Annotated in this window: 17 protein-coding genes; 9 read left to right on the top strand and 8 right to left on the bottom strand. The window is 61.2% G+C overall.

The window, feature by feature from the left end:
- Nucleotides 1-241 precede the first annotated feature (241 nt).
- Together ACVWXD_RS25335 and ACVWXD_RS25330 are read right to left on the bottom strand one after the other, a co-directional pair.
- Entirely contained in the window at nucleotides 242-1,228 is a 987-nt protein-coding gene (locus ACVWXD_RS25335) for a phosphate ABC transporter substrate-binding protein PstS (RefSeq protein WP_032884460.1), read from the bottom strand.
- Between the two features lie 258 nt (nucleotides 1,229-1,486).
- Nucleotides 1,487-2,776, bottom strand: coding sequence for an MFS transporter (locus ACVWXD_RS25330; RefSeq protein ID WP_032884461.1), 1,290 nt, complete (start codon nucleotides 2,774-2,776; stop codon nucleotides 1,487-1,489).
- Between the two features lie 409 nt (nucleotides 2,777-3,185).
- Here ACVWXD_RS25330 and ACVWXD_RS25325 point away from each other — a divergent pair, with 409 nt between their 5' ends.
- Together ACVWXD_RS25325 and ACVWXD_RS25320 are read left to right on the top strand one after the other, a co-directional pair.
- Nucleotides 3,186-3,590, top strand: a complete 405-nt coding sequence (locus ACVWXD_RS25325) for an acyl-CoA thioesterase (protein WP_003176975.1) — start codon at nucleotides 3,186-3,188, stop codon at nucleotides 3,588-3,590.
- A 57-nt stretch (nucleotides 3,591-3,647) separates the two neighbouring features.
- Entirely contained in the window at nucleotides 3,648-4,547 is a 900-nt protein-coding gene (locus ACVWXD_RS25320) for a D-hexose-6-phosphate mutarotase (protein WP_457371457.1), read from the top strand.
- Nucleotides 4,548-4,666: 119 nt separating this feature from the next.
- On the opposite strand, the gene ACVWXD_RS25315 is transcribed toward ACVWXD_RS25320, so the two are convergent.
- From ACVWXD_RS25315 to ACVWXD_RS25295, 5 genes are all read right to left on the bottom strand, one after another.
- A complete protein-coding gene (locus ACVWXD_RS25315; RefSeq protein WP_032884463.1) occupies nucleotides 4,667-5,203 on the bottom strand; it encodes a DUF3299 domain-containing protein in 537 nt (178 codons plus the stop codon).
- A 77-nt stretch (nucleotides 5,204-5,280) separates the two neighbouring features.
- The gene (locus ACVWXD_RS25310) at nucleotides 5,281-5,526 is read right to left on the bottom strand and encodes a GlsB/YeaQ/YmgE family stress response membrane protein (RefSeq protein ID WP_032884464.1); all 246 of its coding nucleotides are present in this window, start codon (nucleotides 5,524-5,526) and stop codon (nucleotides 5,281-5,283) included.
- Between the two features lie 106 nt (nucleotides 5,527-5,632).
- Complete coding sequence (locus tag ACVWXD_RS25305) at nucleotides 5,633-6,718, bottom strand: 5-(carboxyamino)imidazole ribonucleotide synthase (protein ID WP_122754177.1); 1,086 nt, start codon at nucleotides 6,716-6,718, stop codon at nucleotides 5,633-5,635.
- 11 nt (nucleotides 6,719-6,729) lie between these two features.
- Nucleotides 6,730-7,221 (bottom strand): 5-(carboxyamino)imidazole ribonucleotide mutase, encoded by a 492-nt coding sequence (purE, locus tag ACVWXD_RS25300; protein WP_003176980.1) that lies wholly within the window; start codon nucleotides 7,219-7,221, stop codon nucleotides 6,730-6,732.
- Between the two features lie 344 nt (nucleotides 7,222-7,565).
- Nucleotides 7,566-8,474: a LysR substrate-binding domain-containing protein gene (locus ACVWXD_RS25295; RefSeq protein ID WP_010566930.1), complete on the bottom strand. Its 909-nt coding sequence runs from the start codon at nucleotides 8,472-8,474 to the stop codon at nucleotides 7,566-7,568.
- Between the two features lie 182 nt (nucleotides 8,475-8,656).
- Between ACVWXD_RS25295 and aspA the strand changes: the two genes are divergently transcribed.
- From aspA to ACVWXD_RS25260, 7 genes are all read left to right on the top strand, one after another.
- Entirely contained in the window at nucleotides 8,657-10,081 is a 1,425-nt protein-coding gene (gene aspA / locus ACVWXD_RS25290; protein WP_032884466.1) for an aspartate ammonia-lyase, read from the top strand.
- A gap of 391 nt (nucleotides 10,082-10,472) precedes the next feature.
- On the top strand, nucleotides 10,473-11,918 hold the full coding sequence (locus ACVWXD_RS25285) for an alanine/glycine:cation symporter family protein (protein WP_095185233.1): 1,446 nt from the start codon (nucleotides 10,473-10,475) through the stop codon (nucleotides 11,916-11,918).
- Between the two features lie 81 nt (nucleotides 11,919-11,999).
- On the top strand, nucleotides 12,000-12,977 hold the full coding sequence (locus tag ACVWXD_RS25280; RefSeq protein ID WP_401380685.1) for an asparaginase: 978 nt from the start codon (nucleotides 12,000-12,002) through the stop codon (nucleotides 12,975-12,977).
- A 105-nt stretch (nucleotides 12,978-13,082) separates the two neighbouring features.
- Complete coding sequence (locus tag ACVWXD_RS25275; protein ID WP_032884469.1) at nucleotides 13,083-14,075, top strand: AraC family transcriptional regulator; 993 nt, start codon at nucleotides 13,083-13,085, stop codon at nucleotides 14,073-14,075.
- A gap of 137 nt (nucleotides 14,076-14,212) precedes the next feature.
- Nucleotides 14,213-15,247, top strand: a complete 1,035-nt coding sequence (locus tag ACVWXD_RS25270; RefSeq protein ID WP_457371456.1) for a histone deacetylase family protein — start codon at nucleotides 14,213-14,215, stop codon at nucleotides 15,245-15,247.
- Nucleotides 15,244-16,335 (top strand): polyamine ABC transporter substrate-binding protein, encoded by a 1,092-nt coding sequence (locus tag ACVWXD_RS25265; protein ID WP_260366987.1) that lies wholly within the window; start codon nucleotides 15,244-15,246, stop codon nucleotides 16,333-16,335. Before ACVWXD_RS25270 ends, ACVWXD_RS25265 begins: the two co-directional genes overlap by 4 nt.
- A gap of 166 nt (nucleotides 16,336-16,501) precedes the next feature.
- Entirely contained in the window at nucleotides 16,502-21,145 is a 4,644-nt protein-coding gene (locus ACVWXD_RS25260) for a dermonecrotic toxin domain-containing protein (protein ID WP_457371455.1), read from the top strand.
- Here ACVWXD_RS25260 and pdxR read toward each other — a convergent pair.
- The gene (gene pdxR / locus ACVWXD_RS25255; RefSeq protein ID WP_457371454.1) at nucleotides 21,100-22,695 is read right to left on the bottom strand and encodes a MocR-like pyridoxine biosynthesis transcription factor PdxR; all 1,596 of its coding nucleotides are present in this window, start codon (nucleotides 22,693-22,695) and stop codon (nucleotides 21,100-21,102) included. The two genes, ACVWXD_RS25260 and pdxR, sit on opposite strands and share 46 nt — an antisense overlap.
- Nucleotides 22,696-22,714 lie beyond the last annotated feature (19 nt).

The raw sequence follows: 22,714 nt of genomic DNA, 5'->3' as shown, positions 1-22,714 counted from the left end.
GATCTTTAAGCGCGCGAATGCGGCGCTTGCGTTGCAGCTCAGGCGTATTGAAATCAATGCGCTTGGGAGGAGAAGTCGTCGTCATGGTGGAATTGGCCAGATCATTCATGCGCACACCCTAGCGATCCTGTATGACAGAAAGATGACAGTGCAGTGACGCAACAAATCCGCCGCGAAGCATAGCTGGCAGCGGACTAGAAAATTCGGATGCGAGGCCGGTGAGCCGGCCCCGCGGAGGCAATCAGTTGCCTTCTTTCAAACCCAGGTCAGCCAGGGCCTTGGCGGCAACTTTGGCTGGCAGTGGGATGTAGCCGTCTTTCACTACAACTTCCTGGCCTTGCTTCGACAGCACAAGCTTCACGAACTCAGCTTCCAGCGGAGCCAGAGGCTTGTTCGGGGCTTTGTTGACGTAAACGTAGAGGAAACGCGACAGCGGGTATTTGCCGTTCAGGGCGTTTTCTTCGGTGTCTTCGATGAAGTCAGTGCTGCCTTTCTTGGCCAGGGCCACGGTCTTCACGCTGGCGGTCTTGTAGCCGATGCCCGAGTAACCGATGCCGTTCAGCGAGGAGCTGATCGACTGCACGACCGACGCCGAGCCAGGTTGTTCGTTCACGTTAGGCTTGTAGTCACCTTTGCACAGGGCCTCTTCCTTGAAGTAGCCGTAGGTGCCGGATACCGAGTTACGACCGAACAGCTGTACTGGCTTGTTGGCCAGGTCGCCGGTCACACCCAGGTCGCCCCAGGTTTTCACGTCGGCTTTGCCACCGCACAGGCGAGTCGAGGAGAAGATCGCGTCGACTTGCTCCATGGTCAGGTGCTGGATCGGGTTGTCCTTGTGCACGAACACGGCCAGGGCATCCACGGCAACCGGGATAGCGGTTGGCTTGTAGCCGTACTTCTGCTCGAAGGCAGCCAGTTCGGTGTCCTTCATCTTGCGGCTCATCGGGCCCAGGTTGGAGGTGCCTTCAGTCAGCGCAGGTGGTGCGGTAGCGGAGCCGGCAGCTTGAATCTGGATGTTGACGTTCGGGTATTCCTTTTTGTAACCCTCGGCCCACAGGGTCATCAGGTTAGCCAGGGTATCGGAACCGACGCTGGACAAGTTGCCCGACACACCAGTGGTCTTAACGTAAGCCGGGATTGCCGGATCAACACCTGCGGCCACCGCGTTGGCGGTCGCAACGCCAGCAGCGACAAAAGTCATTGCCGCCATCAAACGTTTCAGTTTCATGCCTTGCTCCTAGCAGATAGGGATAGTTGGATCGGGGCCAAGTATCGAGAGGCCGTGTGAACACTCTATGTCTGAAATATGACAATTGGATGAAAGGCCAGCATTGGGAGATCAAGCAGGTCAGGAAGGTATGGCGCGGAGAAACGGGGGTAATGCGCAGGTAACGGGGTAAATCAGCTACACACTGCAATCAATGAACGGACACCTGCCCCGTGGCGAGGGAGCTTGCCCTCTCGCCACGGGTGGATCGGGCTGCTTTTAGCGGCCACGCTTCCACAGATACCCACCTACCACCATCCCCATGACACACAGCGCGGCCACGTAGTAAGCCGGGCCCATCGGGCTTTCCTTCATCAGCAGGGACACCGCCAGCGGCGTGAGGCCACCAAACACGGCGTAGGCCACGTTGTAGGAAAACGATAAGCCGCTGAAGCGCACCACTGGCGGGAAGGCTTTCACCATCACGTACGGCACCACGCCAATGGTGCCGACGAACAGGCCGGTCAAGGCGTACAGCGGGAACAGCCAGTCCGGGTGAGTCAGCAGGCTGTGGTAGAGCGTCCAAGAGGTCGCCAGCAGCAGCGCGCAACCACTGATCAGCACGCGGCCGGCACCAAAGCGATCGGCCAGGGCGCCGGAGGCGATGCAACCCAGGCTCAAGGTCACGATGGCCAGGCTGTTGGCTTGCAGCGCAACGGTCGGGCTGAAATGGTAGATGGTTTGCAGCACGGTCGGAGTCATCAGGATCACCACCACCACGCCGGCCGACAGCAGCCAGGTCAGCAGCATCGACAGTACGATCGCGCCACGGTGGTCGCGCAGTACCGCGCGCAATGGCAACTCGGCGGCCAGGGTTTTGCGTTGCTGCATCTCGGCGAAGATCGGCGTTTCATGCAGCCAGCGACGCAGGTACACCGACAGCAGGCCAAACACGCCGCCAAGCAGGAACGGGATACGCCAGGCGTAATCCGAGACCTGCTCAGGGCTATAAATAGTGTTGATCGCGGTAGCCACCAGCGAACCCAGCAGAATGCCGGCGGTGAGGCCGCTGGTCAGGGTGCCGCAGGCGTAGCCGATGTGGCGTGGCGGAACGTGTTCGGAGACGAACACCCATGCGCCTGGCACTTCACCGCCAATCGCCGCGCCCTGGATGACGCGCATCAGCAGCAGCAGGATCGGCGCCCACAGGCCGATCTGCGCGTAGGTTGGCAGCAGGCCCATGATCAGGGTCGGTACGGCCATCATGAAGATGCTCAGGGTGAACATTTTCTTGCGACCCAGCAGGTCGCCGAAGTGCGCCATGATGATGCCGCCCAGCGGGCGGGCCAGGTAACCGGCGGCGAAGATGCCGAAGGTCTGCATCATTCGCAGCCATTCGGGCATATCGGCAGGGAAGAACAGCTTTCCGACCACAGTGGCGAAAAACACGAAAATGATGAAATCATAAAATTCCAGCGCCCCGCCCAAGGCAGACAGCGACAGGGTTTTGTAGTCGTTGCGGGTCAGCGGGCGCGAAGGTTGCGCACTGCTTGCGGGCACGGAGGACATGGCAAGGCTTCTCTTATAGTAATCATCGTAATAAGGACGGCACGCCCGGGACTTGCGGCGGGTCTGGCAAGATAGCAAATCGCTTGTAAAAGCACAGCGCCAGGAGAACAGTTGTGCACAAAAGCCGCGATACAGCGTCTATTTACCGACCAAATGAACGCCGGGAGGTCGTCGTGGCGCCAGGGTCTCGATATACTCGGCCCTTGCGAGCGCAAGACCCGCAGCCTTGAGGGGCTGCTGTGCCAAAACGTCGTTGGGTGCCATCCAGCCGATTTGGCAGAGTTTCCCTTTAGTACGCCTTACGAGAAACGTATCGAACGGAGTATGTTTGTGCTGAAACGTTTTTCTAACAGTCGGCTATCCACCCTGCTCCACCTATAAAAGCGTCACGGGTCAGAGGCCCCACGGCATGATCGAACTCGAACAAGAAGATCCTATCCCGCAAGGCGATCTCGCCCTGCAAATCACCGCGCTCCCGCGTGAAACCAATGGCTTTGGCGATATCTTCGGCGGCTGGCTGGTCGCGCAGATGGACTTGGCCGGTACCGCCATGGCCAGCAAGGTTGCGGGCGGTCGCGTGGCTACCGTGGCGATTGATCGCATGGCGTTCCTGGTGCCGGTGGCCGTGGGCGCGCAGTTGTCCTTCTATACCCAGGCCCTGGAAATCGGCCGCAGCTCGATCCAGATGATGGTCGAAGTGTGGAGCGACGACCCACTGTCCAGTGAATGGCGCAAGGTGACCGAGGCGGTGTTTGTATTCGTCGCTATCGATGGCAGCGGCCGCACGCGCTCAGTGCCGTCGCGCGCGCGTTAAACCTCGCCGGGTTTTGACGGTCAATTGCCCCATTGCCTGCCATTGAGAGTGCTGTGTATGCCTACGCCCCACGTTGAAACCGTGAAAATCGACGAGCTGGACTGCTGGCGTATCCGCCACAACGGCGCTGAACTGATGATTGCCCAGCAGGGCGCGCATATCTTCAGTTACGGGCGTGAGGGCGAGCAGCCGCTGATCTGGCCGAACCCTGAAGCGGTATTCAAGCAAGGCAAAGGCATCCGCACTGGCGTACCGGTGTGCTGGCCATGGTTCGGGGTGTTCGACCGCAACCCGCAGAGCGTGAAGGCGATGCGCCAAAGTGATCAACCTGCGGGCGCTCACGGTTTCGTGCGTACCGCGACCTGGGCATTGGCCGGGACAACACTTGAAGGTGAAACGCTGCGGGTGGACCTGGAACTACCCGTTCCTGCAGGCGGCTTTCCCGGCTGGCCCCATCAGGTCGACCTGACCTTGAGTCTGCTGCTAAACGATCAACTGCACATCCGCCTGACCAGCCATAACCGTGGCACCGACGCCGTAACCCTGAGCCAGGCGCTGCACACCTACTTCGCCGTGAGCGATGTGCGCAACGTGCAGGTCGACGGCCTGGAAGGCTCGGCGTACATCGATACCGCCGATGGCTGGAGCGAGAAGAAGCAATCCGGCCTGCTGCACTTCAGTGCCGAAACCGACCGCATTTACCTCGATACGCCCGCGCAGTTGAGCATTATCGACAGAGACTGGCAGCGCCAAATCCAACTCACCAGTGAAGGCTCGAAATCGACCGTGATCTGGAACCCCTGGACCGAACGCGCCAAGGCCTTCGACGACATGGCCGACGATGGCTGGCAGGGCATGCTGTGCATCGAGACGGCGAATGTGCTGGATGATGTGGTGAGCTTGGCCCCAGGTGATAGCCACACACTGGGCGTGAGCATCACCTCTATCGCCCTGTAAACCCAATCGAAAATGTGGGAGGGGGCTTGCTCCCGATAGCAGAGTGTCAGTCAGCAGATTTGTTACTGATAGACCGCTATCGGGAGCAAACCCCCTCCCACATTGTTATGCGCCGGGTTTTAGAGATCTGACTCCTTCACCACCCGCACCTTGCCCGCATCCAGCGCATACGCCGCATCCGCCAGGTCGTTATTCACCTTCTCTACCTTCAACGTACCCGTAACCCAAAGCGGCGTGTAGATATCATCCAGCTTCAACCCTTTGGGATAACGCACCAGCACCAACTGGTTAGGCGGCGGTGGTGGGACGTGTATGCACGCGCCTGGATACGGCACCAGGAAGAACAACGTACTGCGGCCCTTGGCATCGGTTTCCAACGGCACCGGGTAGCCGCCGATGCGGATGTCCTTGCCGTTCATCGCAGCCACGGTCTTGGTGGAATACATCACCGCCGGCAAGCCTTTGCTCTGCTTGAGGCCGCCCTTATCGGTAAAGGTACCTTGGGCTTCCGGGGAGTTGTGATCGATCTCGGGCATGGCTTCGAGAGCCTTTTGGTCCGACAGCGGCATCAGGTCGAGCCAGTCGGTTTCCGGCAATTCGCCGGCGTGCGCCAGGCCAGAGCCCAGCAGGAGGAGAGTCAACAGAAGACGGCGCATGGAGAGGCTCGGCAAGTACAAGTGCCGAGCATTCTAGCCCTCTGCGCCTGCGCAGCGCAGAGGACTTTGTCGGCTGATTACTTCTTTTTGATCAGGCCGTAGATCACCAGCAGCACAATGGCACCGACCAACGCACCGAGGAAGCCTGCACCTTGGCCAGCCTGGTAGATACCCAGTGCCTGACCACCGTAGGTCGCGGCCAGGGAGCCGGCGATACCCAGCAGGATAGTCATGATCCAGCCCATGCTGTCGTCGCCGGGCTTGAGGAAACGCGCCAGCAGGCCGACGATAAAGCCGATAAAGATGGTTCCGATGATGCCCATGGCATTTCCCTCTGATTGAATGTGAGTCATGCCAAAGCCTAGTCAGGCTTTGCCATCCTGCAATCAGAGAGACGGCGGCAACCAATGGTTCCCGCCGTCACCAGGCTTATTGCTCAGCGATCAGCGCTTCAACCTTGAGGATCTGCGCTTGCAGCGTCGCACGGTCCTTGCAGCGCAGGTTGGCGTGGCCGACCTTGCGCCCGGCCTTGAAGGCCTTGCCGTAGTGATGCAGGTGGCAGTCATCGATGGCGATGACTTTTTCCACCGGCGGCACAACGCCAATGAAGTTGAGCATGGCGCTCTCGCCGACCTTGGCCGTGGAGCCCAGTGGCAAGCCCGCCACCGCCCGCAGGTGGTTTTCGAACTGGCTGCACTCGGCGCCTTCGGTGGTCCAATGCCCGGAGTTGTGCACGCGCGGGGCGATTTCGTTGGCCTTGAGGCCTCCGTCGACTTCAAAGAACTCGAACGCCATCACGCCGACATAATCCAGCTGCTTGAGCACACGGCTGGAATAGTCTTCGGCCAAGGCCTGCAACGGGTGGTCGGTGCTGGCCACCGACAGCTTGAGGATGCCGCTGTCGTGGGTGTTGTGCACCAACGGATAGAAGCGGGTCTCACCATCACGGGCACGCACGGCGATCAGCGAGACTTCACCGGTGAACGGCACGAAGCCTTCCAGAAGGCAAGCGACGCTGCCCAGCTCGGCGAAGGTGCCCACCACATCATCTGCAGTGCGCAGGACTTTCTGGCCCTTGCCGTCGTAACCCAGGGTGCGGGTTTTCAGCACGGCTGGCAGGCCGATGCTGGCGACTGCGGCGTCCAGGTCCGCCTGCGATTGGATATCGGCGAAGGCTGGAGTCGGAATGCCCAGCTCCTTGAACATGCTCTTTTCGAACCAACGGTCGCGAGCGATGCGCAGGGCTTCGGCGCTCGGGTACACCGGCACGAACTGCGACAGGAAGGCCACGGTTTCAGCCGGGACGCTTTCGAACTCGAACGTCACCAGGTCGACTTCATCGGCCAGTTGGCGCAGGTGGTCCGGGTCGCTGTAGTCAGCGCGCAGGTGTTCACCCAAGGCCGCCGCACAGGCGTCCGGCGCAGGGTCCAGGAAAGCGAAGTTCATCCCCAGCGGGGTGCCCGCCAAGGCCAGCATACGGCCCAGTTGGCCGCCACCGATTACACCGATTTTCATCGTCAACAACCTCAGGCGATACGTGGGTCTGGATTGTCCAGCACGCTGTCTGTCTGCTCAGCACGGAATTTTTTCAGCACCGCGTGGAACTGCGGGTGCTTGGCGCCCAGGATACTGGCGGACAGCAGGGCTGCGTTGATCGCGCCGGCCTTGCCGATTGCCAAGGTCGCCACCGGGATGCCGGCCGGCATCTGCACGATGGACAACAGCGAATCGACGCCCGAGAGCATTGCCGACTGCACCGGTACGCCAAGCACTGGCAGGTGAGTCTTGGCTGCACACATGCCCGGCAGGTGCGCTGCGCCGCCGGCACCGGCGATGATCACCTCGATGCCACGGGATTCTGCTTCATCGGCATACTGGAACAGCAAATCCGGGGTGCGGTGGGCAGAGACCACTTTCACTTCATACGGAATGCCGAGTTTTTCCAGCATATCGGCGGTGTGGCTAAGGGTGGACCAATCGGACTTGGAGCCCATGATCACGCCAACCAATGCACTCATCGTCGTGCCTCTTCTCTCTGGGCGCCCGCAGGCGCGTCAAAAAACAACAAGCCACGCGGGAAATCCGGCGTGGCTTGTTGTACGAATTTTGGCCGGTTGGACCGGCCGAAGGCCGCGCAGTATACCGTAATAATCCAGATAAACAGCCCCTCGGATGACCATCTGTCTAGCGGGGCAAACCGGCGGTTTTATTGACTTAAGAGTCAGTCCCATACACCGCGAAATACTGTGGGAGGGGGCTTGCTCCCGATGGCGGTGTGCCAGGCACTTATCTGTCACTGATACACCGCTATCGGGGGCAAGCCCCCTCCCACATTTGCCCTGCATTCGGTCCGAGATCGGACTCAGGTGTTCTGCGCCGCGCCACCTTCCAACTTGCGCCACAACAACCGCACATTCGCCTTGCGCACCAACGCGCAGCGATACAGCCGAATTTCCAGCGGCACATGCCATTGCGGTCCGCCGCAGACCACCAGTTCGCCTCGGGCAAGTTCGGCACGAACGCTCAACTGCGGCACCCAGGCAATGCCCAGGCCTTCCAGGGCCATACTCTTGAGACTGTCGGCCATGGCGGTTTCGTAAACGGTGGTAAAACGCAGCGCGCGCTGGCGCAGCAGCAAGTGCACCGAACGACCAAGGAACGCGCCGGCGCTGTAGGCCAGCAACGGCACGCTGCCCTCGCCTTCCAGATCGAACAGCGGCTTGCCATCAGCATCGGCCGCGCACACCGGGAGCATTTCGGTGTTACCCAGGTGCAGCGAAGGGAAAATCTCGGCGTCCATCTGCATCGCCGCGTCCGGATCGTAGAACGCCAGCATCAGGTCGCAACCGCCTTCGCGCAGGGCGTGCACGGCGTCGCCGACGTTGGTGGCGACCAGGCGGGTGGCGATGTTCAAACCTTCGTTGCGCAACTGCGCGATCCAGCGCGGGAAGAAGCCCAGCGCCAGGGAGTGGGCGGCGGCCACTTGCATGACTTCGCCCTGCCCGCCTTCCAAGTGATGCAAATGGCGCAGGACCTCGCCGAGCTGTTCGACCACGGTGCGCGCGGTGACCAGAAACAGCTGCCCCGCTGCCGTCAATTCCACCGGTGTGCGTGAGCGATTGACCAGGGTCAGGCCCAACGCGGCCTCAAGGCTACGGATACGTCGGCTGAACGCTGGCTGAGTGACAAAGCGCCGCTCCGCCGCCTGGGAAAAGCTGCGCGTCGCCGCCAAGGCGCTGAAGTCTTCCAGCCATTTGCTCTCAAGGTTCATCACTGCCTCCCACGGGTACGCACCATTTTGGCACACACGCCCGCCATGATAGCCGGGTCACATCTGCATTATGCCGTTTATGCATAGGCCAGTGCTTAACAGCATTGGCCCAAATTTTCCTACAGGCCTAGCATTCGCAGCGTTCCGGCCTGTTCCGGGTCCATATTGAGATGATTTCCGTCATGTCCTCCGCTGCATCATTCCGCACAGAAAAAGACCTGCTTGGCGTACTCGAAGTACCCGCCCAAGCGTATTACGGCATCCAGACCCTGCGAGCGGTGAATAACTTCCGCCTCTCGGGCGTTCCGATTTCGCATTACCCGAAATTGGTGGTCGGCCTGGCAATGGTCAAGCAAGCAGCCGCTGATGCCAACCGCGAGTTGGGTCAGCTTAGCGAAGCCAAGCACGCTGCCATCAGCGAAGCCTGTGCCCGTCTGATCCGCGGCGATTTCCACGAAGAGTTCGTGGTGGACATGATTCAAGGCGGCGCCGGCACTTCAACCAACATGAATGCCAACGAAGTCATCGCCAACATCGCGCTGGAGGCCATGGGTCACCAGAAGGGCGAATATCAATACCTGCACCCCAACAACGACGTGAACATGGCGCAGTCGACCAACGACGCCTACCCGACCGCGATCCGCCTGGGTCTGCTGCTGGGCCATGACGCGCTGCTGGCCAGCCTCGACAGCCTGATCCAAGCCTTCGCCGCCAAAGGCGTCGAGTTCGGCCACGTGCTGAAAATGGGCCGCACCCAATTGCAAGACGCCGTGCCGATGACCCTCGGCCAGGAATTCCGCGCCTTCGCCACCACCCTCAGCGAAGACCTGGCACGCCTGAAAACCCTGGCGCCAGAGCTGCTGACCGAAGTGAACCTGGGCGGCACCGCCATCGGCACCGGCATCAACGCCGACCCGCGTTACCAGGCCCTGGCCGTGCAACGCCTGGCCACCATCAGCGGCCAACCGCTGGTACCGGCTGCCGACCTGATCGAAGCCACCTCCGACATGGGCGCCTTCGTGCTGTTCTCCGGCATGCTCAAGCGTACCGCCGTGAAGCTGTCGAAGATCTGCAACGACCTGCGCCTGCTGTCCAGCGGCCCACGCACAGGGATCAATGAGATCAACCTGCCAGCGCGTCAGCCAGGCAGCTCGATCATGCCCGGCAAGGTCAACCCGGTCATCCCGGAAGCCGTGAACCAGGTAGCGTTCCAAGTCATCGGCAACGACCTGGCCCTGACCATGGCAGCCGAAGGCGGCCAACTGCAGTTGAACGTGATGGAGCCGCTGATCGCGTTCAAGATCTTCGACTCGATCCGCCTGCTGCAACGCGCCATGGACATGCTGCGCGAGCACTGCATCGTCGGCATCACCGCCAACGAAGCACGCTGCCGCGAACTGGTGGAACATTCCATCGGCCTGGTCACCGCGCTGAACCCGTACATCGGCTATGAAAACGCCACCCGCATTGCGCGTATCGCCCTCGAAAGCGGCCGCGGAGTGCTGGAACTGGTGCGCGAAGAAGGCTTGCTCGACGACGCCATGCTCGACGACATCCTGCGCCCCGAAAACATGATCGCTCCACGTTTGGTCCCGTTGAAGGCCTAAGCGTTTGTTGCACCGCTCACCAGGTTGAGGGACTAGACACCTCTCACCTTTTGAGGGCCTGAAGGCTCGTTCTTCAGGCCCTTTTTTTTGCCTCAAGGTTGTGAAATGAAGCCCATAAAAATTCCAATATCGCCCTGCAAACCCGCCTTGCCCGAATCAGCGGCGCTGAAACCTTTAATCGGCCCGTGCAGACGTATCACGTACTCCTAGGTATAGTGCCGCCCCTCTCGCGTCTGCGGCCGTCGGTAACGAGGCCCGGTACAGCGCGAAACCGCATGAATAACAACACCCGCAAAAGGATTGGGGTCGAACTGTCGCGCACTGCCTGGTGCCATGCGACGTGTCGGACCGTCCTGCGTTTGCCATTAGAAAAATCAGCGAGGAACACTCCATGCTCGAAGTCATCAACGACTTCCTCTCAGGGAAAGTACTGATCGTGCTCATTGTCGGGCTCGGCGGTTATTTCACGATCCGCTCGCGTTTCGTTCAATTGCGTCACTTTTTCCACATGTTCTCGGTGTTCAAAGACAGCTTGAAGAGCAGCTCCGGCCAACTCAGCTCCTTCCAGGCGCTGATGCTCAGCCTCGCCGGTCGCGTGGGTGCCGGTAACATCGCCGGTGTCGGTATTGCCGTAACCCTCGGCGGCCCGGGTGCCGTGTTCTGGATGTGGGTCACCGCGCTGGTGGGTATGTCGTCGAGCTTCATCGAATGCTCCCTCGGCCAGCTGTACAAGCGCACCGACGCAGAGGGCACCTACCGTGGCGGCCCGGCTTATTACATCCAGCACGGTTTGCAGAAGCGCTGGCTGGGTATGGTCATGGCGTTCCTGCTGCTGGTGACCTTTGGCTTCGCCTTCAACGGCCTGCAAGCCCATGCCGTGACTCACTCGCTGAACAACGCTTTCGGCCTCGACACCACCTACACCGGCCTCGCGCTGGCGGTGCTGCTGGGCCTGGTGTTCATCGGCGGGATCAAGCGCATCGCGTCCATCGCCGACCTGCTGGTCCCGGTCAAAACCCTGGTGTACATCGCCGTGACCCTGTACGTGATCGTGCTGCAATTCGACCACGTGCCGGCCATGCTCGCGACCATCGTCAAGAGCGCTTTCGGCCTCGACCAAGCCTTCGGTGGCCTGGTAGGCAGCGCGATCATCATGGGCGTGAAACGCGGCGTGTTCGCCAACGAAGCCGGTCTGGGCAGTGCGCCTAACGTGGCAGCGGTGGCTTCCGTAGAACACCCGATCGCCCAAGGCGTGGTCCAGGCGTTCAGCGTTTTCCTCGACACCTTCGTGATTTGCACCTGCACCGCGCTGCTGATCCTGCTCTCCGGTTTCTACACCCCAGGCTTTGAAGGCGACGGCATTGCCCTGACCCAGAACTCCCTGGCCGCTGTGGTCGGTGACTGGGGCCGCATGTTCATCTCGGTGGCCCTGGCTTTGTTCGTGTTCACCTCGATCATGTACAACTACTACCTCGGCGAGAGCAACCTGCGCTTCCTGGTGGGCAACAACCGTAAGGTGCTGATGGGTTATCGCGCGCTGGTGCTGGTGCTGATTTTCTGGGGCTCGATCGAGAACCTGGGCACCGTATTCGCCTTCGCCGATATCACCATGACCATGCTCGCCTTCGTCAACCTGTTCGCCCTGGCGTTCCTGTTCAAGATCGCCATGCGTGTGCTGGACGACTACGACCGCCAACGCGCTGCGGGCATCAAGACCCCGGTGTTCGATTCCAGCCAATTCCCGGACCTGGATCTGGACCGCAAGGCCTGGCCGGCCAACCCGGCAAAACCGGACGCGGCCCCATCGGCTGAACTGAACGCTCAAGTACAACGCTGAGCGCAGCTAGATAGATGACACGCCGCCTGGCCTTGGGCATGCTCTGGGCCCGGCGGCGTTTTTCGTTCAGGAGATTTGTTCATGCAACCAGCTAACAACGTGATGGTGCTCTACACCGGCGGCACCATTGGCATGCAGGCCAGCGCGAATGGCCTGGCGCCCGCGTCCGGCTTCGAAGCGCGCATGCGCGAGCAACTGGCCGACGCGCCTTTGCCAGCCTGGCGCTTTCGCGAAATGGCGCCGCTGATCGACAGCGCCAACATGACCCCCGCTTACTGGCAGCGCCTGCGCAGTGCCGTGGTCGAGGCCGTGGACGAGGGCTGCGATGCGGTGTTGATCCTGCACGGCACCGACACCCTGGCCTACAGCGCAGCGGCCATGAGTTTCCAACTGTTGGGTTTGCCGGCGCCGGTGGTGTTTACCGGCTCGATGCTGCCGGCCGGCGTGCCTGACAGCGATGCCTGGGAAAACGTCAGCGGCGCGTTGACGGCGCTGGGCGAAGGCCTGAACGCCGGCGTGCACCTGTTTTTCCACGGTGCGCTGATGGCGCCGACCCGCTGCGCGAAAGTGCGCAGCTTTGGTCGCAACCCCTTCGCCGCGCTGCAGCGTAACGGTGGCGTAGCCAAGGCCGAGGCACTGCCCGCCGCTCTGGATTATCGCCAGCCCAAGGCCGTGGCCAACGTCGGCGTGTTGCCGCTGGTGCCGGGCATCGCCGCCGCGCAGTTGGATGCGCTGGTCGACAGCGGCATCCAGGCGCTGCTGCTTGAATGCTATGGCAGCGGCACCGGGCCCAGCGACACCCCGGCGTTCCTCGCCAGCCTCCAGCGCGCGCGGGATCAGGGCGTGGTCGTGGTCGCAATCACCCAATGCCATGAAGGTGGCGTGGAGCTGGATGTGTATGAAGCCGGCAGCCGCCTGCGCGGCGTGGGCGTGCTGTCCGGTGGCGGCATGACCCGCGAGGCCGCGTTCGGCAAGCTCAATGCGTTGATCGGCGCAGGCCTGGCCAACGCCGAGATTCGCCGCCTGGTCGAACTGGACCTGTGCGCCGAGTTGGCTTGAGATCCGACTCAAGCGATCCGGTAGAGCGTCACTCCCGCCACGATCCCGGCGGCGCACGGCATGGGAATTGCTCGGCTCAGGTATTCATTGGCCGGGATCATCCCCATGCTGCACTCGCACCTGACTACCCTCAACGCCGTTTCGCTGGTGCTTGAGGCTTTCAGCGCCCAGGGCATCAGCCCTGAGGTGCTGTTGGCCGGCAGCGGTATTGCAGCTGCGGACCTGAACCACGCCGATACACGCATCACCACGCGCCAGGAAATGCAGGTGTGCGCCAACGCGGTGGCCCTGCGCCAAGCCATCGGCCTGGAACTGGGCCAGCGCATGCGCGTGTCGTCTTACGGCCTGTTGGGCTACGCGCTGCTCACCAGTGCCACCTTCGGTGACGCTTTGCGCCTGGCCCTACGCTACCCGGCGCTGTTGGGAACACTTTTCGAGCTGAGCCTTGAGGAGGACGGCCAACGCGTCTGGTTCACCGCCCGCGATTACCGTGAAGACCCTGCGCTGGCCGCGTTCAATATTGAGTTGTGCCTGGCTTCACTCAACGTCATCTGCGACGACTTGCTCGGTCGCCCGCTCCCTCTGCTGGGTGCGCGTTTTGAATACCCGGCGCCGACCTACCAGGCGCGTTACGAAGAGCGCTTCGCCTGCCCGCTGGAATTCAACGCCACCAGCAACGCCTTTGCCTTCGACCGCCAGTGGCTCGATCAACCGCTGCCCTTGGCCGACGCCGTCACCCATCGCGCCATGACCGAGCGCTGCCGCAAACAAAACACCGAGTTCACCGGACGCCAGGCCTGGCTGGGCCGCGTGCGTCAACTGCTGGCGGCGCAACTGCCGGCAGCGCCAGGGCTGGATAAACTGGCGGAGCAGTTGAATTGCTCGCCACGCACCTTACGCCGGCACCTGCATGACTTGGGCAGCAGCTATCAGGAGTTGCTCGACGAACTGCGCTTCGAGCAGGCCAAGCAGTGGCTGGCCAACGATGCAATGCCCATCCACCGCATTGCCGAGCACCTGGGTTTCAGTGAGACCGCCAGCTTCCGTCATGCCTTTGTGCGCTGGAGCGGGGTCGCGCCAAGCCAGTTCCGCCCCTGATCCCCACGTCCAGGCGGGGTGAATACGGACAGTGCCTTTGGCCATATTCATCCCCTTTTGGCCGCTCCTGCCGTTCTCTTGCCGCGTCGGCGAGGCAACACTGCAAGACACCGCCAAACGCCTGCGAGTACACCACTATGCTGACGATCTACTCGGACGATCACCATCTGCACCACGGTCGATGCGAACTGATGGACGGGCAACTGATGCCCTGTTTCGAAATGCCCTCCCGTGCTGATCACGTACTGCAACGGGTCAAGGACCGTGATCTGGGGCCGGTGCGAGCCCCCGAGGACTTTGGATTGGCACCGCTGCAACGCATCCACAGCCACGCCTACCTGGATTTTTTCAAAGGGGCCTGGGCACGCTGGGTTGAGTTCGGCCAGGACGGCGACCTGCTGCCCTACACGTGGCCAGCCCGCACCTTGCGCCGCGTGCTGCCCACCAGCCTGCACGGTCAATTGGGCTATTACAGCTTCGACGGCGGCGCGCCGATCACCGCCGGCACCTGGCAAGCGGCCTATAGCGCAGCGCAGGTGGCGCTGACCGCGCAACAAGCGATTCAACAAGGTGCTCAAAGTGCCTTTGCCCTCTGCCGCCCACCGGGGCACCACGCTGCAGACGACTTGATGGGCGGCTATTGCTACCTCAATAACGCTGCAATTGCCGCCCAGGCCTTTCTCGATCAAGGCCATGCCAAGGTCGCGATCCTTGATGTGGATTACCACCACGGCAACGGCACCCAATCGATTTTCTATGACCGCAGTGACGTGCTGTTCACCTCGATCCACGGACATCCGGAAGCCGAGTTTCCATTCTTCCTCGGCTATGCCGATGAGCTGGGCGACGGCGTCGGTAAGGGCTTCAATTTCAATTACCCGCTGCCGGCCGGTGCCGGCTGGGATACCTGGAGCGCCGCGCTGGATCAGGCCTGCGCGCAAATCGAGCGCTATGGCGCCGACATCATCGTGGTGTCCCTGGGGGTAGACACGTTCAAGGACGATCCCATCTCGCAGTTCAAGCTCGACAGCCCGGATTACCTGGCGATGGGTGCGCGTATCGCCCGGCTGGGCAAGCCCACGCTGTTCGTCATGGAAGGCGGCTACGCGGTGGAAGAAATCGGCATCAATGCCGTCAACGTTCTCGAAGGTTTTGAGGGGTCAATCCAATGAACATGCTCAAGTCGCTTGCGTTGTGCGTCGCCGTATTAAGCAGCGCCGTCCACGCCGAAGAAAGAACCCTGCGGGTCTACAACTGGTTCGACTACATCACCCCCAAGGCGCTGGAAGACTTCAAGGGTCAGAACCCTCAGATCAAACTGGTCTACGACATCTTCGACACCAATGAAGCCCTGGAAGCCAAGCTACTCACCGGCAACTCCGGCTATGACGTGGTGGTGCCGTCCAACGTGTTTCTGGCCAAGCAGATTGAAGCCGGTGTGTTTCAGCCCCTGGACCGCAGCCAGTTACCAAACTGGAACCACCTCGACCCCAAGCTGATGAAGCTGATCGAGGCCAATGACCCCGGTAATAAATTCGCCGTGCCCTACATGTACGGCACCATCCTGATTGGCTTCAACCCGGCCAAGGTCAAGGCCGTGCTGGGCGACAACGCTCCCGTGAACAGCTGGGACCTGATCTTCAAGGAAGAGAACATCAGCAAGCTTAAGCAGTGCGGCGTCGCCCTGCTGGATTCGCCATCGGAAATTCTGCCGCTGGCCTTGCAGTACCTGGGCCTGGACCCCAACAGCAATAACCCGAAGGACTATGAGAAAGCCGAAGCCCTGCTGCTTAAAATCCGTCCGTACATCACCTACTTCCACTCCTCCAAATACATGGCCGATATCGCCAATGGCGACATCTGTGTGGCCGTCGGTTATTCCGGCAGCTTCTCCCAGGCTGCCAACCGCGCCAAGGAGGCCAGGAACGGCGTGACCGTGGACATGCGCCTGCCCAAGGAAGGCGCGCCGATCTGGTTCGACATGCTCGCCATTCCCAAGGGCGCAAAGAACCCGCAGGACGCCTACGCCTTCATCAACTACCTGCTGCAACCTGAGGTGATTGCGCCGATCAGCGATTTCGTCGGCTACCCCAACCCGAACAAGGACGCCACCGAACGGGTCGACCCGACCATCCGCAATAACCCTAACCTGTACCCGACCGAGGCGGCGATGGCGACGTTGTACACCTTGAAGCCGTTGGACAGTAAAGCTGAACGCGCCAGGACCCGGGCCTGGACCAAGATCAAATCGGGGACCTGACCGCCCCTCACACAGGACTCAGGCTAAGTAATTACCGCCTGCGCCAATCCTCCCCTCACTACCGTTGTCCTCTGCAACGGCGCCGCACCCCGGCGCCGTACTTCCCAAGAAAGGGCCCCGAGCCACCCACGCTCACGCGCCCTTCATTTCTGCAAAGGACTTGCCTATGCCTGAAGCAACGCTTCCTGATCATCCGTCGGTCACCAGCCACAATCGACCCCCTACTACCTATGAGCTACTGACTCAACTGACCTCCGGCCCGAACAGCCGGGAGGTGGCCGCCGTGACCCTGCGCTCGGCGCTCAAGGAGCTGTATCCAACCCTGGCCATCGACCCGGACCTGGCCATGGTCGTCACGCCGAATTGGCGCGTCGTCGATGATCAAGTCCTATCCGCCCCGGCCTACGCCATGTCGCTCACTTCGGTGCTGGCAAGCCAGATGCTGAACCCGAAGCCGGTGATCTACCTCGATGGCGAACACTTCCTGACACTGCAACCCGACGCCCGGCCACCGGTGCATTTACCGGTAAAAATCGATGCCATTGCGCGCATGATCAATGAGCTGTCAGAACTGATGCTGTCTGCCTTCCAGGAGCAGTACCTCAATTACTGGAATGCCTCCGATGGCCGAAGCGGGCACCGCTGGAAAGTGTTCTCACAATCCCTGCGCAAAGTATGGAATGTCACGGCGCAAGAGGGCTGGGATGAACATGATTGCGCCATAGCCAGGTCGCTGTTCCTTTTTCCGGAGCGAGCCACACGCTCTGCCCAGGACAGCTACAACACTCACGCCTACCTGATCGACGTCGATGCGCTGCAAGACAGCCAGACCGCTCACACCGCCCTCATGGACATCGCCGTAGTGATTGGCGAGCATGGGCAGGGCCAGCGGGTCCTGGTTTACTCACTGGTCAACGGCTACGAAAAATTCGACTCGCTGGAGCAATTCGGAGAACAACTGCCCGACCGAATGAACGCACGGAACAATGAGCTAAGCCTGCGGTGGCGGCTGTACGAACCGCCGGGCAATTTCTTCGACAGCCTGGCCGGCGCACTGATTGCGTTGCAACTCGACGCAATAGGCTCGATTGACAAAGACGACCGCAAAGCGATCAACGTGGACGCCGACGCCAGCCCCCTGGTCGCGGTTGCCAACGTCCTGCCGGTGGTCGAGGACTTGAGCGATCACTCGCTATCCAATATCCGTGACATCCATGAGCGGTTGCCCGACTGGCTGGCCCACGCCTCGGACTTGGATATTTCCACCTACAGTCGGCGCCTGATCGATCTTGCCGAGTTGCATACCCTCCAGAAGGGCGCATCCTTCAATGACGATATTGCGCCGATCCGCGAATACACCCGCGATCAGTTGCAGAGCCAGGTTCGTGCGCACGCCCAAGGTGCAAACATCAACGTCGACAAGATCGAAGTTCACATCGAAAGCCCGGTTGTCTGGGGAAGCACGTTCATCGTGCCCACGGCGCCGGACATCACACGCCGTAACCTGATCGACCTAGCCCTGGAAAACCTCACAGGCCTGCCGACCGGCCAACCCCGCGTGGTCTATAACGGCAGCGCAGCTCCCCCGTGGCTGTCTTACACCTACCTGAAGGGCGTGATTGAAAACATCGATATCGGCCAGCACTACCCGGCGCTGATCAAGCGCACGCTGCTGGAAGATACGGTTCAGGCCAAGGGCAGACAAACGCTCTACATCAACCATTTGCGCGTACAGCTGCCTTTGCTGGCACTGCAACTCAAGATTCGCCAACAGCACGGGGTCGATGAACTCGGTGCGCGCTACGTCGCTGCCGTAATGCAGGACGAAGACCACGGGCGACTCGTCGACGGGCAGGAGATTGTCATTCGCCCCTTGGCATTCTTACCGACCTTGCGCCCCGGCAATGATCAGGATGTGGTTGCCAATATGTTCGTGATCGGCGCCAAAGACGCCGCCGCGGGCCCGTGCCTGCTGTACCGTCCCTTGCTGGAACCAACGCTGCTGCAGTATCCGTCACGGCAAAACCTGATCTACGCCATCAAACACACGCGCCCACTTCGCGACTCGGTGCTGGCCTGGCTGCCAGAGGCGGCGCGCTTCAACTACGCGCAGTATGTATTCCCCGATAAATGGCCATCGCCATGGACGGTCATTCGAGGGCTGGTCGAGCCGCAGGTCATGGTTTACATGAGCGGCTCCATTACCTTGAGCGACCAGGTGCTTGGCGCAGCCCCGCTGGCCGCACTGTTCAAAGCCAATGCCGAGGCCATGGTCGAACTGGCGGGCCGCCAGTCAGTCTCCAATGCGCAAAAACGCTGGGCAACCTTGCGCCAGGCAGGCTGGCAAATCTTCAATGCGACGTTGCCGTTCCTGGGGCGCACGGCCGGTATCGCCGCCTGGATCTGGCAGATCATGGATGACTTGCAGGACATCGCCCAGCAGGACAACCCCGAAGCGGACCCCGAAGGCGCCTGGATAGCCCAGGTCGACCTGTTACTCAACCTTGGCATGGCCCTGGCGCTGCACGGGGCCTTGCGTCACGCGCCGGTCGAAAAACCCAGCGAAGAAACCAGGCTGAAAACAGAATCGTCAGCGGTCGAACCCGCCGAAAAAATCGAGCCGCCGCCCAGCAAAACCTCCGTGGCCCGGCTGGACAACGTAACGGGCACCGAGCTGCCGAGTCGGCATCAGGGCCTGCTGAACATTCGCGGCGCCATCCCCACCGACCGTCCAAGCCTGGAGGCCACGCTGGACAGCTTCAAAATCGAGAGGCCCGCGGGCCTGGAACCTCAGGTCACAGAGCCTGGTATCTATCTGCACCTCTACCCGAACGCCCAGAAATGGTACGCCGTGGTCGGCACGCGCTGGTTCGAAGTCAACGTAGACGAAGCGGATAACGTGGTCATCATCGACCCAGGCAATCCCTCGCGAATGGGCCCCATGCTACTCAACAACAAGGCGGGCCAATGGTTTGTGGACACACGCCTGCGCCTGCGCGGTGGTGGCTTCAAAAACCGGCGCAAGGCCGTGCAAACCCGCAATACGTCTCGAATCGGCGACCTGCGCAGGCAGCTCGACGAATTCGATGCCAATGAGCGCAGCAGGCAGTCGGAAATCGCCGGCGCACACACGGCGATAGGCGACGAAGCAGGCCCCTCCACCGAATTGCGCCGCCAGAGCTTTATCGACAAGGTCGACGCCCGAATCCTGGATTACGACGTGCCGATCCGCCAACTCAGGTCACTGGGCATTATCGATAACGTGCCCAACTACCAGAGCTCCATGATCGACTATTTGCACAAACAACTGCTGTTGACGCGCTCCGCCATCAACCAACGCTTACCGCGGTTCCGTGAAACCCTGGAAAGCTCCGTCCCGAGCCTTGAGTCGGTCACCGGCATTGATGCCAAGACCAAGACACAAACCGCCCGGGCCATGTCGGACATGACGGGCGAAATGATCAGACGCATGGAGTACGTAGAGACACGTTTTCATGAACTGGAAACGTTGGGCATCGACGGCAACAAGGTTATTCAGAGCACGCAACACGCCCTGCCCAAGCTTCAATTGCGGGACTTGAAGGCGTTTCAAGTCACCCTGGCCCGTCACCTGTGCGTCCAAGAGGGCGAAGGCGAAGCGTTCGATACTGCGCGCGAGCTGCTCGACACCATCGTCGATGCCGCCGATCTTCACATACAGAGCTGCACGGAGGCGTTGGCCGACACGGCTATTCGCTCGTTGGAGGAGCGTATCGACGTGCTCAACAGCCTGGTCGATCAATTTTCCATCGTTGACCAGCGCCTGCTGGACCTGCATGCCGAATACCCCGAGCAGGTACAGCGCGAGCCCCTGGAAACCCTGCGCAAGCAGATCAACGAATTCAATCAGCACGTCGTTCGCGAGCTGGCCCTGTTGCTCAGGGAAAGCAAAGCGTTGGAGCCCAAGCCCGGCAGTTCGAAAACCGCATCACCCCCCAAGCGCAAGATCATCAAGACACGCTTCAACGGCGTGGTGGTCGGCGAACCGCGCGCGGCCGAAGAAGGGCTGGTGGATGTAAAGTCGCCGCTGACGGGCAAAGTCATTGCGACCTTCCATGAGAAAGAGCCTGGGGTGTGGGTCGAACGCGATAGCCGCCCTTCCGGACCGCGACCGCCCCAGGCAATAGACCTGAACGTGAGCCTCGAAGAGGGTGACCAGTTGCTTCAGGACGAACCTGCCGCGACCTTGCGGACCCTGGGCCACTCAAAAAAGGCCGGGCGCATTCCGGTCGAAATCGAGGAGATGTTCCACCAATACGCCGCTCGCCTGGAGCGTGCCGTCAGCCGCATCGAAGAAGCGTTGACCCAACGTAATCTGACCGAAAGCGATCGCCCTTCCGCAGCCTCCACTAACAAGCAGCTCAACGACGCGGCGCAGCGCCTGTACGAGCTGGGCACCACGACCCGGATCAGCATGACCAAGCAGCAACCGCCCACAGCGGCACGGGTGGAGTGGCTGTTTGACCGGGGTTTGGTGGAAATTGCCAAGGTCATCACCCGGCGTCGCCTCAAGGGGCCGGGCAAAGACTTTCTGGACGAGTACGAAATACGCGACCATCAAACCCACAACGTGCTGTGGTATGCCCACTTTCACTACAGCTCAGCGCAAGCGGCCGCCGAAGAATACATCGCCGGGCACCTCAAGACGCGTGAACAACAGAAGCAAGGGGGAAGCCTGCAGCGCACCGGCTTGAACGACCACGACCAGATCGCGATTTACCGCAGTCAGATCGGGTCGAAACTCGCCAAATCGCTGTTTTTTGACAGCTGACCGTGTTGTTTGTCGGCGCCCCAGGCCTTGCGCAGACGCTTCAGCGCGTCGGTAATCGCGGCTTCAGGCACGGCGGCAAACCCCAATACCAGGCCGGCGCGCTGATCCGCCGGCGTGTTGGAGTGCGCCAGCCAGTAGCTGCTCAGACCATTGACCTCAACGTCGGCCGAGCGCGCCTGATCCAGCAGTTGCTGTTCGCGGGCCAAGCTGTCCACGCGCACCGTCATGTGCAGCCCCGCCGCTACGCTCGGCAACTCGCCAACCCCCGGCAGACCGCTGGGCCAACCGGCCAGCAAGGCATTGCGCCGGCTTAATGCTGCGCGGCGCATGCGGCGGATGTGCCGTTGAAAATGGCCCGCCGCCATGAACTCGGCCATCACTGCCTGAGTGCTGACTTCCGAGTGGCGCATGTCGACAGCGCGGCGCCGTGAGAAGGCGTCCAACAGACCCGGCGGCAACACCAGATAACCCAGGCGCAGTGCCGGAAACGCGACTTTGCCGAAGGTGCCCACGTAGAGCACGCGACCACTGCGGTCCAGCGCGGCCAACGGTGACAGGGGCGCGCCGCTGTATCGGTATTCGCCGTCGTAGTCATCTTCGACGATCCAGCCGCCTCGGCGCTCGGCCCAGGCCAGCAATTCCAAGCGCCGCGCCAGGCTCATCACCACGCCCAAAGGGTATTGATGGGAAGGCGTGACGTACGCCAGGCGACAGTCGCCCAGTTGATCAAGGGCCTGACAGTCGATGCCGTCACTGTCCACCGGCACCCCATGCAGGCACCCACCGGCCAGGGCAAATGCATGGCCTGCGGCGCGATAGCCAGGGTTTTCCACGGCCACGCCATCGCCGGGCTCCACCAGCAACTGTGCACAAAGGCTAATCGCCTGCTGTGCACCACTGGTGATCACTATTTGCTCAGCCGTACATTGCATCCCCCGCGAACTGCGCAGGTATGCCGCGATCAGCCCGCGCAGACGCCCATCGCCTGCAGGGTCGCCATAGCACAGCTGTTGCAGGTCCGGCTTGCGCCAGAAGGCCCCGTTCAGCTTGGCCCAGACCTCGAACGGGAACAGATCGAAAGCCGGCACACCGACCCGAAACGCCTTCGGCGGCCCTGCGGGTGGCTGCGACAGGTAGTGGTTTTGCAGTCGCCCCAAGGCCGGTCTGTGGATAACTTCATCATCGAGATCCGCTGGCAAATTTTCCCATTTTGTGGATAAGGCTGGGGATAAGCCTGTGTGTAACCCTGTGGATACTTTTGTGGATAGTTTTTCCGTCGAGGGCAGTTGAGCGACGTAAGTGCCATCGCCGACACGCCCTTCGATAAACCCCTCGGCATACAGCTGATCGTAGGCACGTACCACGCTGTTGCGCGAAATCGACAGCGCGGCGGCCAGGTCACGGCTGGCCGGCAGTCGCGTGCCGCTGATCAGGCGACCATCGAGTACGCGCTGGCGTAGGGCTTCATAGAGCTGGCGCGTCAGGCCCTGGCCGCGATCCAGCTCGATACCGGCGGGGTTGAATGACAGAGGCGGCGCAGTCGGCGACATATTGGACCTATGAAATTGG

This window comes from Pseudomonas sp. TE3911 (assembly GCF_054062775.1).
Note: the sequence above shows the minus strand (reverse complement) of the source record. Positions and strands in the feature narration are given on the sequence as shown.

Coding starts and splice junctions, on each gene's coding strand:
- ACVWXD_RS25335 (WP_032884460.1), bottom strand. CDS start 1,228: ATGAAACTGAAACGTTTGATGGCGGCAATGACTTTTGTCGCTGCTGGC.
- ACVWXD_RS25295 (WP_010566930.1), bottom strand. CDS start 8,474: ATGAACCTTGAGAGCAAATGGCTGGAAGACTTCAGCGCCTTGGCGGCG.
- ACVWXD_RS25330 (WP_032884461.1), bottom strand. CDS start 2,776: ATGTCCTCCGTGCCCGCAAGCAGTGCGCAACCTTCGCGCCCGCTGACC.
- ACVWXD_RS25285 (WP_095185233.1), top strand. CDS start 10,473: ATGCTCGAAGTCATCAACGACTTCCTCTCAGGGAAAGTACTGATCGTG.
- ACVWXD_RS25325 (WP_003176975.1), top strand. CDS start 3,186: ATGATCGAACTCGAACAAGAAGATCCTATCCCGCAAGGCGATCTCGCC.
- ACVWXD_RS25265 (WP_260366987.1), top strand. CDS start 15,244: ATGAACATGCTCAAGTCGCTTGCGTTGTGCGTCGCCGTATTAAGCAGC.
- ACVWXD_RS25320 (WP_457371457.1), top strand. CDS start 3,648: ATGCCTACGCCCCACGTTGAAACCGTGAAAATCGACGAGCTGGACTGC.
- ACVWXD_RS25315 (WP_032884463.1), bottom strand. CDS start 5,203: ATGCGCCGTCTTCTGTTGACTCTCCTCCTGCTGGGCTCTGGCCTGGCG.
- ACVWXD_RS25275 (WP_032884469.1), top strand. CDS start 13,083: ATGCTGCACTCGCACCTGACTACCCTCAACGCCGTTTCGCTGGTGCTT.
- purE (WP_003176980.1), bottom strand. CDS start 7,221: ATGAGTGCATTGGTTGGCGTGATCATGGGCTCCAAGTCCGATTGGTCC.
- ACVWXD_RS25305 (WP_122754177.1), bottom strand. CDS start 6,718: ATGAAAATCGGTGTAATCGGTGGCGGCCAACTGGGCCGTATGCTGGCC.
- pdxR (WP_457371454.1), bottom strand. CDS start 22,695: ATGTCGCCGACTGCGCCGCCTCTGTCATTCAACCCCGCCGGTATCGAG.
- ACVWXD_RS25260 (WP_457371455.1), top strand. CDS start 16,502: ATGCCTGAAGCAACGCTTCCTGATCATCCGTCGGTCACCAGCCACAAT.
- ACVWXD_RS25310 (WP_032884464.1), bottom strand. CDS start 5,526: ATGGGCATCATCGGAACCATCTTTATCGGCTTTATCGTCGGCCTGCTG.
- aspA (WP_032884466.1), top strand. CDS start 8,657: ATGTCCTCCGCTGCATCATTCCGCACAGAAAAAGACCTGCTTGGCGTA.
- ACVWXD_RS25270 (WP_457371456.1), top strand. CDS start 14,213: ATGCTGACGATCTACTCGGACGATCACCATCTGCACCACGGTCGATGC.
- ACVWXD_RS25280 (WP_401380685.1), top strand. CDS start 12,000: ATGCAACCAGCTAACAACGTGATGGTGCTCTACACCGGCGGCACCATT.